Here is a 15,175-nt window from a genome sequence, read left to right as displayed (position 1 = left end):
CCGCCGCCGCGCCCAAGGCAAAACCGACCGCGAGATCAAACGCTGCCTCAAGCGCTACATCGCCCGAGACCTCTACCGACGCCTCGAAAACCCTCCCCAACCACTTGACGCGCCATAGGAGCGTCCCTCGCCGCCGGTTCGGGTCGCCGTCGGTTCGGGTCGCCGTCGGTTCGGGTCGCTTCCGACCCGGGTCGCGTTCTCGTCGAGGAGCCGTTTCGCCGGACGGTGGCTCAGCCCGGCCGGGCGGCGCGCAGCGTCTCGGCCACCTCGTCGGGCGGGGCGTCCAGGTCGTACCGGCCGAACAGGTGCAGCGACTTGCCGGCGTCGATCTCCAGCGTCTCGGCGGCCAGCCCGAACCGACTACGCCGCGTCACGCCGATCGTCTCGACGGCGGCCCACGGCAACCGCCGCCGGCCGGCGAAACCCTGGATCACGGTGACCCCGCCCGCGTCGGCGGCGAGCCGGACCGGGGCGAGCAGATCCCGCGACGCCCAGCCGGCCAGCCCGGCCGCCGTGACGAGCGACAGCACCAGGGCGACCCGGTCGCCGCCGGAGAGGAACAGACCCAGAGCGGCGAGCGCGACCGCGCCGACCAGCTTCACCGCCGGCAGTGCCGGCGGCACCCGCCACTGGTGGGTCGGGGACGATGCAGAGGACACGCCCTCCAGCATGCCAGTGCGGAGCCGACGGCCCGCCCGGGCAGGACGTACGATCGACCCAGGCCGAGGTTACCGAGGGGTAGTCATGAGTGACGCAGTCATCGTCGGCGCGGTACGCACCCCGGTCGGGCGGCGTAACGGCAGCCTGGCCGGCGTACACCCGGCCGACCTGTCGGCGCACGTGCTGCGTGCCCTCGCCGAGCGCACCGGGATCGAACCCGGCCAGGTGGACGACGTGGTCTGGGGCTGCGTCTCCCAGGTGGGCGAGCAGTCCTGGAACATCGGCCGCACCGCCGTGCTGGCCGCCGGCTGGCCCGAGTCGGTCCCCGGCACCACGCTGGACCGGCAGTGCGGCTCCAGCCAGCAGGCACTGCACTTCGCCGCCGCCGCCGTGGCGTCCGGCCAGACCGACCTGGTGGTGGCCGGCGGCGTCGAGTCGATGACCCGGGTGCCGATGGGCTCCAACGTCGCCGGCGGCAGCCCGTTCAGCGACCAGGTCCGCGCCCGCTACCGGGGTGTCGAGGGCTTCGCCCACGACCAGTCGGCCCCGTTCCACCAGGGGGTCGGCGCCGAGCTGATCGCCGCCCGCTGGCACTTCTCCCGTACCCAGCTCGACGAGTTCGCCCTGGCGAGCCACGAGAAGGCCGCCGCCGCACAGGACGCCGGGGCGTTCGACCGGGAGCTGGCCCCGGTGCCGCTCGCCGACGACGGCAGGTTCGCCACCGACGAGGGCATCCGGCGGGACACGTCACTGGCGGCACTCGCCGAGCTGAAGACCCCGTTCCGCGCCGACGGGGTGGTCACCGCTGGTTCCGCCTCGCAGATGTCCGACGGGGCCGCCGCCCTCGCCGTCACCACCAGCGAGTGGGCCAGCCGGCACGGGCTGCGACCGCTGGCCCGCATCCACACCGCCGTCGTCGCCGCGGACGACCCGGTCGCCATGCTCACCGCGCCGATCCCGGCCACCGCCAGAGCGCTGCGCCGCGCGGGGCTGGGCATCGAGGAGATCGGCGTGTACGAGGTGAACGAGGCGTTCGCCCCGGTCCCGCTCGCCTGGCTGGCGGAGACCGAAGCCGACCCGGAGCGGCTCAACCCGCGCGGTGGCGCGATCGCCCTCGGTCACCCGCTCGGGGCCAGTGGGGCCCGGATCATGACCACCATGCTCCAGCACATGCGGGACAACGGCATCCGGTACGGCCTGCAGACCATGTGCGAGGGCGGCGGCATGGCCAACGCCACCATCGTCGAGCTGCTCTGAATTCGCTGGCCCTCCACGCTGGCGGCACCTAGCCTGCGGGCGTGACGACTGCTCCCGCTCCCGACTGGACGGACCCGAGGTGGCGCGACAGCGCCCTCGCCTGGATCACCGACGCCCTCGGCCGGCGCGGCCGTCGGGTCACCGGCCCGGTCGAACCGCGCGTTCGCCCCTGGTCACTGGTCTGGCGAGTGCCCACCGACGGCGGTGACGCCTGGTTCAAGGCCAACAACCCGGGCACCCGGCACGAGGCGGCGCTCCTGGCGGCGCTGGCCCGGCTCACCCCGGGCCAGGTGCTGGAACCGGTCGCCGTCGACACGCGGCGGGGCTGGGCCCTGCTGCCGGACGGCGGCCCGAGCCTGCGGGACACGCTGGGGGGCGGCCAGGACCTGACGCACTGGGAGCGGCTGCTGCCCCGGTACGCGGCGCTCCAGGCCACCGTCGCCCCGCACGCGGGCGAGCTGCTGGCGGCAGGGGTGCCCGACCACCGGCCGGAACGGCTGCCTGGGCTGTTCGCGGCGCTGCTCGACGACACCGAGGCGCTGCTGCTCGGCACGGCGGCCGGTCTCGACTCCGGGTCGTACGAGCGACTGCGGGCGTACCGGACCGAGTTCGCCGGGCTGTGCCGTCGGCTCGTCGAGGTCGGGGTGCCGGTCAGCATCCAGCACGACGACCTGCACGACGGCAACGTCTTCGTCGCCGACGACGGGTATCGCTTCTTCGACTGGGGGGACGCCTCCGTGGCGCACCCGTTCGGCACGCTGCTGGTGACGCTCCGCTCGGTGGCGCACGCCCACGGGCTGGATCCGGGCGACCCGGCGCTGCTACGGCTGCGCGACGCGTACCTGGAAGCCTGGACTGCCCGGTACGACCGGGCGACCCTGCGCGAGACGACCAGGCTGGCGATGCGGGTGACCGTGGTCAGCCGGGCGCTGTCCTGGCGGCGCGCGCTGGACACCCCCGATCCAGCCCGGGCCGAGTACGCTGACGCGGTGCCCGGCTGGCTCGGTGAGCTCTTCGCGCCGCTGCCGGTCTGACCGTCCGACCCGCGTCCCCTGTGGACATCGACGGGGTGGACAGTTGCGGATCGGCCCGGCAGGATCTTCTGGGTCGGCGTCGAGCGGGTCCACGTGCGCTCCGCCGTAGCGTACTTCCACAGAACGGGGATCCCGTGACGACCACCTCCACCTGGCCGGGCCTGCGTCGCGCCGCCCGCCGGTTGCTCACCGCCGCAGTGGTCGGGATGCTGCTCGCCACGACGGCGGTCACCGCCGTGGCCGGGCCGGCTCGGGCCGCCGGCTACACCGGGCCGCATCCGGGCACCTTCACCGGGCTCGGCTTCGACACCTGCGCCGCGCCCTCGGACGACGCGATGACAGCCTGGCTGAAGTCCCCGTACGGGGCGCTCGGCATCTACATCGGCGGGGTCAACCGGGGCTGCAAGCAGGCCAACCTGACCCCGGGCTGGGTGGCGAAGCAGCAGGCCAAGGGATGGCGGTTCTTCCCGCTCTACGTCGGGCTCCAGGCGCCCTGCTCGTCGTACAGCCGCCGGATCGACCCGGCGCAGGCGGCAGCCCAGGGCCGGACGGCGGCCGACGACGCGGCGACGAAGGCCCGCGACCTCGGCCTCGCCGCGCTCAGCACGATCATCCTGGACATGGAGCGCTACCCCGCGGGCAACGCCGCCTGCTCGACCGCGGTCCTGGAGTTCAGCAGCGCCTGGACGGCCCGGCTGCACGAGCACGGCTACCTGTCCGGCCTCTACACCGACGTCGCCTCCGCGGGGCTGGCCGATCACGTGGCCGCGTACTCCCGGGCCGGGCACGTCCGCCCGGACCTGCTGGACTTCGCCAACTGGGACGGCGTGCGGACGACGACCGACCCGAAGGTCCCGTCGACCCACTGGGTGCCGAAGCGGCGGATGAAGCAGTACCAGGGCGACCACCACGAGACCTGGGGCGGCGTCAGGATCAACATCGACAGCAACTACCTCGACGTGCAGCTGCCGGCGACCCGGCACCGGTCCGCGACGGTGCCGCCGGGCCGGCCCTGGGCGCGGGCGTTGTGGGCGCGGGTGGCCCAGGCGGTCCGCTGACGGGTCGATGCGCCAGCGGTGCGACGCGGGCCGAACCCGGCAGGGCAGGTCGCGCTGCTCAAGACCGAGGCGGTGTGGAACTTCCAGAAAGTCGACAGTGACCCACGTCACTCCAGGTCACGGTTCGTTGGTCAGGGCATGGACGTCTTCTCCCGAACGTTCCTCCCGGCCGCCGCCGAAACCGGACTGGCGGTCCAGACGGTGAGCCGGCACATGCCGGTCTTCCGGCAGTGCGTGGGTTCCGGCGACGCCACCGTCCTGGTCGCCCGCTGCAGCCGCCCCGACCAGCCGGTCTCCGGCGAGTACCTGCTCCTGCTCACCCACCGGCGTCTGGTGGTCACCCAGCAGACCCGGGTGCTGCACCGACTGCGTCTACACCTCAACACCGAACTGCGCGAGCTGAGCCACGTCACCTGGAGCCCGGACCCGCGCACCCAGGCCGTCACGCTGGCCGCCACCGCGATTGACGGCGCCCGCGAGCGGTTCGTCATCCACACGCCGCACCCGAAGCAGGTGTGGCACCTCGACGCCCTTCTTCACCAGGCCTTCCGCGCCCGTCCACGCCCGGCCACGGAACGGGTCGTCGCCACCATCGGCCAGGCGTCAGCCACCACGCCCGTCCGGCGTCCCGTGCCGGCTTCCTGACCGCCGCGAGAAGGTGCGGCGTGCGGCATCCTGCGGTCTCCGGGCCGTCGGACAGGCCCGACTGCCGCGACAAGCGCGGCCCGTGGTCGGCGCGAGCCGGTCAGCGGCCGGGCGGGAGGGCGTAGCCGACGTAGTCGCGGAACTCCGTCCGCCAGCCAGGTGGGACCAGTTCCACGCAGGCCGTGCGGCGGCCGGTGCAGACGATCGCGTCGACCGAGGCCGGGTCGGCGGGCGGCCGGGCGGGCAGGACCGACTGCAACGCCACCAGATCCGGCGGGCGGCCGTCGGCGTCGCGTAGCAGCAGCCACCAGGGGTACTCCCAGTTGTCGTTCTGCTGCACCAGCCCGATCCGGCGAGCCCCGCTGGCCTGGACGGCCGTGGCGGCCCAGCGGAACTCGTCCGCCCACTGCGGGCGGCGCAGGAACCGGGTGTCCCACTCTGAGGTGGTGAAGACCGAGCCCGCGCCGACGATCCGGCGCGGGAAGCCGTACGACAGGGCCAGCACGCCGGCCAGGGCGGAGGTGGCCAGCACGGTCACCGCCAGCGACGCGGCCACCGGGCGGCGCCCCGGGGCGGGCCGCCGCCGCAGCAGCGCGTCCAGCCACAGCCCGGCCAGCGGCACCGCCGCCACCAGCGCGTACATCAGCAGCCTGTTACCCCAGGTCTGCCATTTGATCATCGAGGTGTGTAGCACGACGGCGATCACGACCGTGGCCGCGTACGCGCGCAGCGCTCCGGCGCGTTCCGGACTGATCCGGGCCGGACGGGTCAGCGCGAACACCGCCCCGAGCAGTGCCAGGGAGCCGGCCAGCGGGAAGGCCACCCGGTCCTCGTCCGGGTACCAGGCGGGCACCGGGAAGATCTCGCGGCCGAAGGTGATGTCCCGGTCCTGCGGGTCGACGCCGATCGCCCGGGCACCCGCCATGATCGCCCCGGCGGTGCCGTCGCGTAGCGGCGCCAGCGGGGTGTCGAACGCGGTGTGCCCGATCCGCAGCGCGTTGACCAGGATCGCCGCCGGATCGTGCCGTTCCATCGGAATGGACTCGCGCAGTCGGGGCGGGCCGAGCGGGTGACCGAACTCGGCGGTCACCCGGGCCAGGAACGGGCCCACCACCATCGCCGCGACCAGCATCACCAGCAGGGATCCGGCCACGGTCCGGGCCACCCCGACGCCCGGCCGTGCGCCGCGTGCGCCGAGCAGCGCCAGCCGGAGCTGGGCGACGCCCCAGAGCACCAGCATCGGGCCGACTGCGATCAGCCCGCTGGTCTTGGTGAGCGCGGTCAGACCGGTGGCCGCACCGAGGGCGAGCAGGTCGGCCATGCCGGCGCGCCGGCGCAGCCCGTCCAGTGCCAGCGTCCCCGCGCAGGCCGCCCAGGCGGCGGCCACCAGGTCGGTCTGGGTGCTGGTGGCCTGGAGCGCCACCATCGGGGTGGTGGCGATCAGGAAGGCGGTGAGCAGTTGGGCCCGCCGGCCGCCTCCGAGCTGGGCCACCACCCGGGTGGCCGCCACCAGGCAGCCGATCCCGGCCGCCCACTGCACCAGGTTGTACAGCGCGTCCCCGCCGGTGAGCAGGCGCAGGTGCAGCAGCAGGTACTCGGCGCCGGGCGGGATGGTCACCTGACGGTGGATCGCGGTCGGCCAGAAGTCGAGGCTGCCCTGCGCCACCCAGTGCTCCACCTTCGGCAGGTGGTAGGTCTGCGAGTCGTAGTTGTTCGGCTCGGCGAGCAGCGCGACGAGCAGCTCCACCAGCACCATTCCGACGACCGTGCCGGCCAGCAGCCGCTCGCCCCGGCTCGCCGTACTCCGGAAGTGGGCCAGCCGGGCGCGAGCGCCGACCAGCGCCGCCGCGACACCGTCGCGCGCGGACCACCGCCCCGCACCGATCTGATCGCCGGGCGGGTCAGACGGCACACGCAGCGCCGCGGCAGCGCCTCCGGGGGCAGCATCTCCTGCGGCAGCGCCTCCGGTGGCATCGGCCACGGCGGCGCCCACCAGCGCCTCCCGCCGGGCGACGGCGACCGTCGCGCCGGGCCGACCGGCGGAACGCCGGCTGCGCCGCGCCGTCACCACCACGGCCAGGAAGAGCAGCCACGCCAGCGCGAGCGCGGGCGCGGTCAGCGCGCCGGCCGCGCCGAGCAGCTCCACGGTGAGCACGGCGTAGACGCCGGTCACCAGCGCCGCGCGGACGACAGCCAGCCGTACCGGCCCCTCAACGTCGCCGCGGCGGGGACGCAGTACGGATGTGAGCACGACGAATGCGGCGACGGACGCCACCACGACCAGGGAGCCGGCTGCCGACATGGGCGGAAGTAAACACCATCCGCCTGAATGAGCGCCTGCCGGACGGGCGTGGTGGCGGCGTCTACCCGGCTGGGCTGCCAGGCTAGGCTAGGTCCGACTTACTGTGCCCACCGTGGAGACGATCCCCGTGAAGCTCTCGATCCTCATGCCGGTCTACAACGAGGAAGAACGCATCGCGGACGCCCTCAAGCAGGCGTTGGCGGTCGACTACCCGTGCGAGATCGAGCTGCTCGTGGTCGACGACGGTAGCAGGGACGGCACCGGTGAGATCCTCGGTCGGGCCGACGACGCGCGGCTTCGGGTGATCACCCACCAGCGCAACGCGGGCAAGGGCGCGGCCATCAGGACGGCGGTCGACAACGCCGAGGGCGAGTACATGGTCATCCTCGACGCCGACCTGGAGTACGACCCGCAGGACATCCCGCGCCTGCTCGACCCGGTGCTCGACGGCCGGGCCACGGTGGTCTACGGAAACCGGACCTTCGGCAGCCACAGCGCCTACAGCTTTTGGTACGTGATGGGCAACAAGGGCGTGACGATGGTCGCCAACGTGCTCTTCAACTCCTACATCGGCGACCTGGAGACCTGCTTCAAGCTGATGCCGGTGGAGCTCTACCGTTCGCTGGACGTCCGGTCCCGGGGCTTCGGGATGGAGGCGGAGGTGACCGGCAAGCTGCTGCGCCGGCGAATCCGTCCGTACGAGGTGCCGATCAGCTACCGGGCGCGCGGTCGCGAGGAGGGCAAGAAGATCACCTGGAAGGACGGCGTCGAGGCGCTCTGGATTCTCGGCCGGGAGCGCACCCGCCGCCGACCCGCCGGCTCAGCCCGCTGACCTCAGGAACGCGTCCAGCGACCGGCGCAGCCCGTCCGGGTCGAGCCCGTGCCACCGCTCGTGGTCCTCGGGTGACCCGTAGCGGCGCAGATCCGCCCGGCCCACGCCGAGGGTGAGCAGCCGGTGCGGCCGGTCGGTCAGCGCCTCCGACACGACCCGGGCCGACGTGCCGGCCAGATAGGGCTCCACCAGGATCACCTCGGCGCCGGCCAGCGCCCGCAGGCCGACGGTGTCGAAGGGACGCGGGCGGTGGGTGTAGGCCACCGTCACCGGTCGGTCGGCCACCGCCGCCAGCGCGGCGTCCAGCACCGGGCCGACCGCCACCAGCAGCGCCGCGCCCGGCCCGGCGTCGCGGACCACCACCAGTTCCCCGTCCCCGACCTGGGCCCGGGTGTTGGCCTGCGTCGACAGTCGTAGGTACGCCGAGCCCTGCCCGCACACCGCGCGCCGCAGCAACTCGGGCACCTCGTCCGGGTGTCCCGGCACGTGCACCGTCCAGTCGTGCAGGGTGTCGATCAGGCTGACGTCGGCGGGGGACAGGTGGGTGCGGCCCGCCGCCGCCCGGTCGTACGACGCCCCGACGCTGACCAGCACCGCGCCGACGCCCTGGTGGTCGAGGTCCAGCTTGATCTGCTCGTACGCCCGCTCCACCAGGAACGGCGCGTAGCTGTGCACGATCGGTCGCTGCCCGGTCAGCGCGAGTCCGCCGGCCACTCCGATCATCAACTGTTCCCGGATGCCGACGTTGACCACCCGGTCCGGGTACCGCGCCGCCGCCGGGTCGAACGCGGCGGCGGAGATGTCGGCCAGCACGATCGTGGTCCGTGGGTCGTCCAGGAACCGGGTGGCGGTGTCGACGAAGGCTTCGCGCATCACGGCTGATCCCCTCCGGTGACGATCGCGACGACCACGTGCGGCCGGTGCCCGTCGTGCCCGGTGAGCGCGGTGTGCAGGGCATCGTGGTCGCGCCCGTCGACCGTGGCGGCGGTCCACCCGTTCACGGTGAACCGGCTGGCCGCCCCGCCCGGCCAGCCGTGGCTGGCGGACCGGTTGTCCAGCACGACCGCGGTCAGGTTGGCCAGCCCGGTCGCGCCGGCGTACGCGATCGCCTCGTGGTTGGAGCCCTCGTCGAGTTCGGCGTCGCCGAGCAGCACGTACACCCGTGGGGTGGTGCGCCCCTGGGCCCGGAGCCCGAGCGCGGTGCCAACGCCCAGCCCGAGACCATGGCCGAGTGAGCCGGAGCCGATCTCCACGCCGGGGACGAGCAGTCGGTCGGGATGGTCGCCGAGGCGGCTGTCCGGTCCGCCCTGGTCGTCCAGCCAGTCGTCGGGGAGGAAGCCCTTGGCGGCGAGGACGGCGTAGAAGCCGGCGACGGCGTGTCCCTTGGAAAGCAGGAAGCGGTCCCGGTCCGGGTCGTCCACGCGCTGCGGGGTGACCCGCAGGATCCGGTCGTAGAGCACCCAGAGCACGTCGATGGTGGAGTACACGTTCGGGCCGAAGTCGCGGCCGGCGCGGAGCCGTTCCAGCGGGGCGCCGACCGGACCGGGAAGGGGTGGGCCCGGCGGGGAGGTGGCGATCGTGACCGTCATGTGGCTAGTCTGCAAGTTAAAGCTCACTTCAACTCAAGGCGACTGATGAACGAATCACTCACCATCGGGCAGCTCGCCGCTCGCAGCGGGGTGGCCCCTTCGGCGCTGCGCTACTACGAGCGGCTCGGCCTGATCCGGGCCGAGCGTACCGGCGGCAACCAGCGCCGATACGCCCGCACCGAACTGCGCCGGGTGGCGTTCGTACGGATCTCCCAGCAGGTCGGGATCCCGCTGGAGGAGATCCGCGAGGCGCTCGACTCGCTGCCCTCCGCCCGGACTCCGACCCCGGAGGACTGGGCGGCGCTCTCCCGCGCCTGGCGCGAGCGGCTGGACGAGAAGATCCGCCTGCTCGGCAAGCTCCGCGACGACCTGGACGGCTGCATCGGCTGCGGCTGCCTGTCGTTGCAGCGCTGCAATCTCAACAACCCCGACGACTCGCTCGCCGGCGAGGGCCCGGGCGCCCGCCTCGTCCTACCCCGCTCCGTCGCCTGACCCTGAGGTCCCGGAGTCTGCTCTCGCGCCGTCTCGCGCGTGCTCTCGCGCCGTCCCGGCGCATCGTCTCGCGGCCCTGGGCGCGTGATCCACTCCAGATGCGGCAGGTTGGGGCTTTCGACCGGTACGTAGGTCCGGCTTGCCGCAATCGGAGCGGGTCAGGGATCCTGACCGCCCAGGCCGCAGCCCGAAACCGGGGCGGCCAGGGCGGGCCCAGCGCGGCCAGGGCAGGTACGCGACGGATCGGGGCGGGCGACGGCGGGCCTGGCGTCAGCCGAGGGTGAGCAGGATCTTGCCGAGGTGGTCGTTGGACTCGACCAGCCGGTGCGCCTCGGGGGCGTCCGGCATCGGCATCCGCCGGTCCACGACCGGCCGGATTGCGCCCGCCTCCACCAGCGGCCAGACCTGTTCGCGGACCCCGCGGACGATCTCCGCCTTGTCGTCGGCCGGGCGCGAGCGCAGCGCGGTGGCCGCCACCGACGCCCGCTTCGCCAGCAGCGCGGCCAGGTCCAGCTCGGCCTTCCGGCCGCCCTGCAACCCGATCACCACCAGCCGCCCGCCGTCGGCCAGCGCCGCCACGTTCCGCCCCAGGTAGGAGGCACCCATGATGTCGAGGATGACGTCCGCGCCCCGGCCGTCGGTGATCCGCCGGACCTCCTCGACGAAGTTCTGCTCCCGGTAGTCGATGGCGTGCGCGGCACCCAGCTCGCGCAGCCGCTCATGTTTCGCCGAGCGGGCGGTCACCACCACGGTCGCGCCCAGCGCGGTACCGAGTTGGATCGCGAACGTGCCGATCCCGCTGCCCCCGCCGTGCACCAGGAGTGTCTCACCCTTGCCGAGCCGGGCCAGCCGCACCACGTTCGACCAGACCGTGCAGGCCACCTCCGGCAGCGCCGCCGCGTCCACGAGGTCGACCCCGGCCGGCACCGGCAGCAGCTGCCCGGCCGGCACGGCCACCCGCTCGGCGTACCCGCCGCCGGCCAGCAGCGCGCAGACCTCCTGCCCGACCTCCCAGCCGGTCACTCCGGGGCCGAGCGCGGCGACCACGCCGGAACATTCCAGACCCGGGTACGCGGGCGCGCCCGGCGGTGGCGGGTAGTGGCCCTGCCGCTGGAGCAGGTCGGCCCGGTTCACCGCGCTGGCGCGTACCGCCACGACCACCTCGCCCGGGCCGGGCTCCGGATCGGGCACCTCCGCCCAGAGCAGTGCCTCGGGTCCGCCCGGTTCCGGGATCGTCATCGCGCGCATGGCCCAGTCTTACCCGATCCGCCGCCGCCCCCACGCACGGCCCGGATTTTCCGCTACCACACTGCGGGAAGACCACTGTGGACCGCAGCGGTGGGTTGCCATGGTAATGACCGGGCCGCGCCGTCGGGCCACCCGTTCAGCGGGGGTGGTACCTGCGCGCGGCTGGAGGGCTCGCGTGGCAGACTAGGCAGCGACCGTACGCCTGCGGGTGACGGTACGGGAGGGTTCGCCTAGTGGCCGATGGCGCTGGTCTTGAAAACCGGTAAGGCAGCGATGTCTTCGTGGGTTCGAATCCCACACCCTCCGCCCACCTGGACCGCAAAAACGCCCTGTGACCAGCGCTAACGCCGGTCAGGGGCGTGTCTATGAGTGGTGGATCGGTGCCACTTCGTCCTGCTCGGGACCGCCGTGTCTCACTGGTCCGTCGTCTACGTGTCGGCGCTCTCCGGCCCTTCGGTCGGCGTCGTGCCGTCCCCGGTGCCCAACGCCCTTCAATGCGCCTCCGGGCAACCTGGTCCTGTCCGTCCATGCACGAGGCGTAGACCTTGAGCAGCACATGCACGTTGTCGCGTCCAGGTGCGTGGCCATCTCCGACACCTGCGACTTCGACAACTGCCGGACGCCGAGCTGCTCGACCAGCTTCCACCCGCCGGGTCGACACGCCGAGCAGGTAGGAGGTGGCCACGGCCGAGGCCAGGGCCTGCTCAGCTCGCCGCCGGTGGGTCAGCAACCAGTCCGGGAAGTAGCTGCCCTGCCGCAGTTTCGGGATCGCCAGGTCGATCGTCCCGGCGTGGGTGTCCCACTCGCGATGCCGGTAGCCGTTACGAAAGTTGACCCGCTCGTACGCTGCGCTGTCCTTAGCCTGCGCCGCAGAGCGCGTCGGCCTCGGCGGACATCATCGTCTGCGCGAACGTTCTGGTCATCGTCTGCAACACATCCGGCGACGCGCCCGAGATCTGCTCGCACAGCAGGTCAACAGGCTCGCACTCGCAGATGCGGCCATCGCGCATCACTCTCCTTCGTTGGATTTAGCCGTCTCGAAGGATCGCGCGGTGCCGTTACTCATCTACGCAACACGCCCATCACGGGCAAGTCGTACACCACTCCCATGGACGCAGCCCTCCTTCTTGTTTTTCGGGAACTGCCCTGGAAAACTACTGGGCAAGAGAGGACGGCAAAGGCAAGTCTTTTATTCTCTCTGATTCCCATGGCGGTTCGGACAGTAATCCGAGAAGGAGAGCAGTGGGTATTCGTATTCGATTGGCGACCGGGCTTCTGCTGGCCGCGACTGCGGGCGGGGTGGTGGTCGGTCTCGCGCCGGCAGCCGGGGCCTCCCCGGTGGGCGGCGCGACCAGTGCAGCCCCAGCCACAACGTGGTCGGATTGGGGCCTGGTTGAAGGGCCGTTCAGCTCGGACGAAGAAGGTTTCGAGGCCTGCAAGGTTCGGGCCCAGTACTGGTATGAAGAGACCCGGGTTTCACATTTCTGCAGGTACAAGGACGGCTCGGACGGCGTCGCCGCAGGCTGGTGGGTCTGGATGTATAAATAACTGAGGTCTCCTCGCCGGGCAACGTCCCGGTATCCGCCTCCTACCTGTTCGGCGGCCCGGTCGCTGGAGTGGCCGGGCCGCTGAAAGCGGTTAGGCGAGCCCATCGCCCCGCAGTCGCCAGCCGGGCGCCCGGCGAGGGCCAGCGCGATCTTCTCAAGTGCCCGGTGCAGCGAAGCCGTGCGCCGGGCGAACCGCTCGGTGAGCCCGTCGACCTGCTCGACGAAGGTCCGGCGATCACAGTCCCGGGCTGGGCAAGTGAACCGGTTCACCAGCAGGTCGATCACGGTCCGGTGCCCGGACACCGCCACGTCCGCCAAGCGCCGCCGGTACCCGCCGTGGACACGGCCCGACACCGTCCCGCACCCCGGACAGACGGCCTGCCGCGTCGCGGAACGCGCCGAGAAGGTCACCTAGCGTTGACAGAAGCTCAACCAACTCGGATATCTTGCTTTCGTAGCTCTTTGGCGCGGCAGCTTCGCGCATGGTCATGCGTATCGTGTCCATCATTGTTCGGGAGAAGTACTGCGCAGGTCATCCCCGAAACGGTTGGGCCCATGAGGCGTCGTCCCCCGTAGCCACAGAGTGTCTCGATGATCGTCCGCCGACGCTGTCCATCGCTGTCGTCAGTTCGCCACGCGCTGCCTACGCTGCCAGACGGCGGCAAGCACCCGCATTCGGGTTGGGGCCGGTTCGGATCCCACACCCTCCGCCTTCTGATGATCTCCGTCTTCGCGGTCGAGTCCCGGTGTCTCCACCGGGGTTGGACGCCGACAGCCGCACGTGCGGAGACGCGAAACCCCACCGCGCCGCCTGCCCGCTGATGGGGGATGTTGGGCGACCGGCTACGGCCGGGCAGGGCGCTTTTGGTTCAGTCGGCCGCTTCGCAGGGGTATGAAGGTCAGCAGACATTCGCACCGGAAGGATCCTCGATGACCCTGGAACGACCGATCGCCCCGGACCCGTACGAACTGCTGCCGACCGTTCCGTCGTTCACCCTGACCAGCGACGACGTGCGCAACGGTGAGCCGATGGACGCGCGGCACGCGCACGGCAGCGCTGGCGGCGGGAACATCTCACCGCACCTGACCTGGTCGGATTTCCCGGACGGCACGCAGAGCTTCGTAGTGACCTGCTTCGACCCGGACGCCCCGACCGGCAGCGGCTTCTGGCACTGGGTGCTGGTCGATGTGCCCACGTCGGTGACCGAGCTGCCGACCGCTGTGAAGGAGGTTGACCTCGGTGGCGCGTTCAGCGTCCGCAACGACTACGGCGACACCGGCTACGGTGGCGCCTCACCGCCGCCCGGCGACCGCCCGCACCGGTACGTCTTCGCGGTGCACGCGGTGGACGTCGAGCGGCTGAACGTCGGCCCGGACGCGAGTCCGGCGTACGTCGGCTTCAACCTGGCCTTCCACACCCTGGCCCGGGCGGTCATCCGCCCGACGTACCAGATCAAGGAGTGACCGGAGACGGGGCCTCCGCGTCGGCGGGGGCCCCGTCCCGCGGGGTGCGGCCTCAGTCCGGCACCCGGGCGACGGCGAAGACCGACTGGCCGAACGGCGGACGCACCCGCTGCTCGACCGCCTTGGTGGCGGGGAGCACCAGGGTGTCGTAGACCTTGACCATCGGCCCCTCCTTCGGCATCAGCCGGAAGACCTTGGTGGCCATGAAGTAGCCGATGAGGCCGAGCGCGTTGGCGTAGTGGATGGTCTCCACCGTCAGGCCCGCCTCGGTCATCGCCGCGGCCAGGGTCTTCCTGGTGTAGCGGCGCACATGGCCGGTGGCGATGTCGGCCGGGCTCATCGCGAACTGGAACGCCGGCACGATGATGATCACCTTGCCGCCGGGCCGGACCAGGTCGCGCATGCTGCGCAGCGCGCCGACGTGATCCTCGATGTGCTCCAGCACGTTGTACGACACGGCCGCGCTGTGGTCGCCGCCCTCGGGGTGCGGCAGCAGCATCTGCCGTACCTCGATGCTGGGCTCGTCGGCCAGGCGCTCCTTGAGCTGGACCAGCCGGTCCGGGTCGGCCTCGGTGGCGGTGAACCGGGGGACGTGCCGGACCCACTCCAGCGCGTAGTCGCCGAGGCCACTGCCGATCTCGATGGGGTCGTCACCGAGGTGGGGCACGGCCAACTCGACGAACCATCGACGGTGGTTGACCGCCGTCGCCAGGCCCTCCAGCACCTCCGACTGGACGCGCTGATCCCCAGTGATTTCTGCCATGCGTCGATTCCTCACGGTATGACTCGATCCGCACCTGGACCGACTGAGTGAACCATCCGCATGTTGCGCGGAGGAAACGGGGCACCCTGTTGGCCGAAATGCGGTCGGGTGGGCACGTGATCGGCGGTTGGCGAACCCGGCACATAGTACGGCAGTACCTCGAAACATGTCACGTCACCGCCATAGGCCAACTACTCTCCGAAATATCATGACTACTCCCGAATTGGGCGCCGGGGTCGGGCGCTCCGGCGGCCGACACGCCGAGGTCGGGGACGGGGGCGTCC

General features: G+C 72.0%; 14 protein-coding genes, 1 tRNA gene and 1 pseudogene. 9 read left to right on the top strand and 7 right to left on the bottom strand.

What is annotated here, in order from left to right:
• Positions 1-230: 230 nt before the first annotated feature.
• The gene (locus tag E1193_RS22250) at positions 231-671 is read right to left on the bottom strand and encodes a PH domain-containing protein (protein WP_132185123.1); all 441 of its coding nucleotides are present in this window, start codon (positions 669-671) and stop codon (positions 231-233) included.
• Positions 672-744: 73 nt separating this feature from the next.
• On the opposite strand from E1193_RS22250, the gene E1193_RS22245 reads away from it, so the two are divergent.
• From E1193_RS22245 to E1193_RS22230, 4 genes are all read left to right on the top strand, one after another.
• Positions 745-1,917 (top strand): acetyl-CoA C-acyltransferase, encoded by a 1,173-nt coding sequence (locus E1193_RS22245; RefSeq protein ID WP_132185122.1) that lies wholly within the window; start codon positions 745-747, stop codon positions 1,915-1,917.
• 41 nt (positions 1,918-1,958) lie between these two features.
• The gene (locus tag E1193_RS22240) at positions 1,959-2,951 is read left to right on the top strand and encodes a phosphotransferase (RefSeq protein WP_132185121.1); all 993 of its coding nucleotides are present in this window, start codon (positions 1,959-1,961) and stop codon (positions 2,949-2,951) included.
• A gap of 134 nt (positions 2,952-3,085) precedes the next feature.
• A complete protein-coding gene (locus E1193_RS22235; RefSeq protein ID WP_132185120.1) occupies positions 3,086-4,009 on the top strand; it encodes a DUF1906 domain-containing protein in 924 nt (307 codons plus the stop codon).
• 138 nt (positions 4,010-4,147) lie between these two features.
• Complete coding sequence (locus tag E1193_RS22230; RefSeq protein ID WP_132185126.1) at positions 4,148-4,654, top strand: hypothetical protein; 507 nt, start codon at positions 4,148-4,150, stop codon at positions 4,652-4,654.
• A gap of 100 nt (positions 4,655-4,754) precedes the next feature.
• Here the strand turns inward: E1193_RS22230 and E1193_RS22225 are convergent, their stop codons facing one another.
• On the bottom strand, positions 4,755-6,956 hold the full coding sequence (locus E1193_RS22225) for a hypothetical protein (protein ID WP_165945800.1): 2,202 nt from the start codon (positions 6,954-6,956) through the stop codon (positions 4,755-4,757).
• A gap of 127 nt (positions 6,957-7,083) precedes the next feature.
• Between E1193_RS22225 and E1193_RS22220 the strand changes: the two genes are divergently transcribed.
• Positions 7,084-7,788 (top strand): glycosyltransferase family 2 protein, encoded by a 705-nt coding sequence (locus E1193_RS22220; protein WP_132185124.1) that lies wholly within the window; start codon positions 7,084-7,086, stop codon positions 7,786-7,788.
• Here the strand turns inward: E1193_RS22220 and E1193_RS22215 are convergent.
• Entirely contained in the window at positions 7,777-8,661 is an 885-nt protein-coding gene (locus E1193_RS22215) for a transketolase (RefSeq protein ID WP_132185119.1), read from the bottom strand. The genes E1193_RS22220 and E1193_RS22215 overlap by 12 nt on opposite strands.
• Positions 8,661-9,377: a transketolase gene (locus E1193_RS22210; protein WP_132185118.1), complete on the bottom strand. Its 717-nt coding sequence runs from the start codon at positions 9,375-9,377 to the stop codon at positions 8,661-8,663. The genes E1193_RS22215 and E1193_RS22210 overlap by 1 nt, the downstream gene beginning before the upstream one ends.
• A gap of 45 nt (positions 9,378-9,422) precedes the next feature.
• Between E1193_RS22210 and soxR the strand changes: the two genes are divergently transcribed.
• Entirely contained in the window at positions 9,423-9,869 is a 447-nt protein-coding gene (gene soxR, locus E1193_RS22205; protein WP_132185117.1) for a redox-sensitive transcriptional activator SoxR, read from the top strand.
• 270 nt (positions 9,870-10,139) lie between these two features.
• Here the strand turns inward: soxR and E1193_RS22200 are convergent, their stop codons facing one another.
• Positions 10,140-11,117, bottom strand: coding sequence for an NAD(P)H-quinone oxidoreductase (locus E1193_RS22200; RefSeq protein WP_132185116.1), 978 nt, complete (start codon positions 11,115-11,117; stop codon positions 10,140-10,142).
• A 219-nt stretch (positions 11,118-11,336) separates the two neighbouring features.
• On the opposite strand from E1193_RS22200, the gene E1193_RS22195 reads away from it, so the two are divergent.
• Positions 11,337-11,423, top strand: a tRNA-Ser gene (locus E1193_RS22195).
• Positions 11,424-11,687: 264 nt separating this feature from the next.
• On the opposite strand, the pseudogene E1193_RS22190 reads toward E1193_RS22195, so the two are convergent.
• Positions 11,688-12,127 (bottom strand): annotated as a pseudogene (locus E1193_RS22190) (transposase); the annotation flags it as partial.
• Between the two features lie 232 nt (positions 12,128-12,359).
• Here E1193_RS22190 and E1193_RS33345 point away from each other — a divergent pair.
• Together E1193_RS33345 and E1193_RS22180 are read left to right on the top strand one after the other, a co-directional pair.
• Positions 12,360-12,665 (top strand): hypothetical protein, encoded by a 306-nt coding sequence (locus E1193_RS33345; protein ID WP_243707826.1) that lies wholly within the window; start codon positions 12,360-12,362, stop codon positions 12,663-12,665.
• 929 nt (positions 12,666-13,594) lie between these two features.
• Positions 13,595-14,128, top strand: a complete 534-nt coding sequence (locus tag E1193_RS22180; RefSeq protein ID WP_132185114.1) for a YbhB/YbcL family Raf kinase inhibitor-like protein — start codon at positions 13,595-13,597, stop codon at positions 14,126-14,128.
• Between the two features lie 52 nt (positions 14,129-14,180).
• Here the strand turns inward: E1193_RS22180 and E1193_RS22175 are convergent, their stop codons facing one another.
• A complete protein-coding gene (locus tag E1193_RS22175; RefSeq protein WP_132185113.1) occupies positions 14,181-14,891 on the bottom strand; it encodes a methyltransferase domain-containing protein in 711 nt (236 codons plus the stop codon).
• Between the last annotated feature and the right edge of the window lie 284 nt (positions 14,892-15,175).

It is taken from the genome of Micromonospora sp. KC606 (assembly GCF_004348675.1).
Lineage (GTDB): Bacteria > Actinomycetota > Actinomycetes > Mycobacteriales > Micromonosporaceae > Micromonospora.
The sequence above is the reverse complement of the archived record's forward strand: the minus strand, read 5'-3'. Positions and strand labels throughout refer to the sequence as shown.

Excerpts from the sequence above, each read along its gene's own strand:
- E1193_RS22250 (WP_132185123.1), bottom strand. The coding sequence starts at position 671 with ATGCTGGAGGGCGTGTCCTCTGCATCGTCCCCGACCCACCAGTGGCGG.
- E1193_RS22245 (WP_132185122.1), top strand. The coding sequence starts at position 745 with ATGAGTGACGCAGTCATCGTCGGCGCGGTACGCACCCCGGTCGGGCGG.
- E1193_RS22230 (WP_132185126.1), top strand. The coding sequence starts at position 4,148 with ATGGACGTCTTCTCCCGAACGTTCCTCCCGGCCGCCGCCGAAACCGGA.
- E1193_RS22225 (WP_165945800.1), bottom strand. The coding sequence starts at position 6,956 with ATGTCGGCAGCCGGCTCCCTGGTCGTGGTGGCGTCCGTCGCCGCATTC.
- E1193_RS22215 (WP_132185119.1), bottom strand. The coding sequence starts at position 8,661 with ATGCGCGAAGCCTTCGTCGACACCGCCACCCGGTTCCTGGACGACCCA.
- E1193_RS22210 (WP_132185118.1), bottom strand. The coding sequence starts at position 9,377 with ATGACGGTCACGATCGCCACCTCCCCGCCGGGCCCACCCCTTCCCGGT.
- soxR (WP_132185117.1), top strand. The coding sequence starts at position 9,423 with ATGAACGAATCACTCACCATCGGGCAGCTCGCCGCTCGCAGCGGGGTG.
- E1193_RS22200 (WP_132185116.1), bottom strand. The coding sequence starts at position 11,117 with ATGCGCGCGATGACGATCCCGGAACCGGGCGGACCCGAGGCACTGCTC.
- E1193_RS22180 (WP_132185114.1), top strand. The coding sequence starts at position 13,595 with ATGACCCTGGAACGACCGATCGCCCCGGACCCGTACGAACTGCTGCCG.
- E1193_RS22175 (WP_132185113.1), bottom strand. The coding sequence starts at position 14,891 with ATGGCAGAAATCACTGGGGATCAGCGCGTCCAGTCGGAGGTGCTGGAG.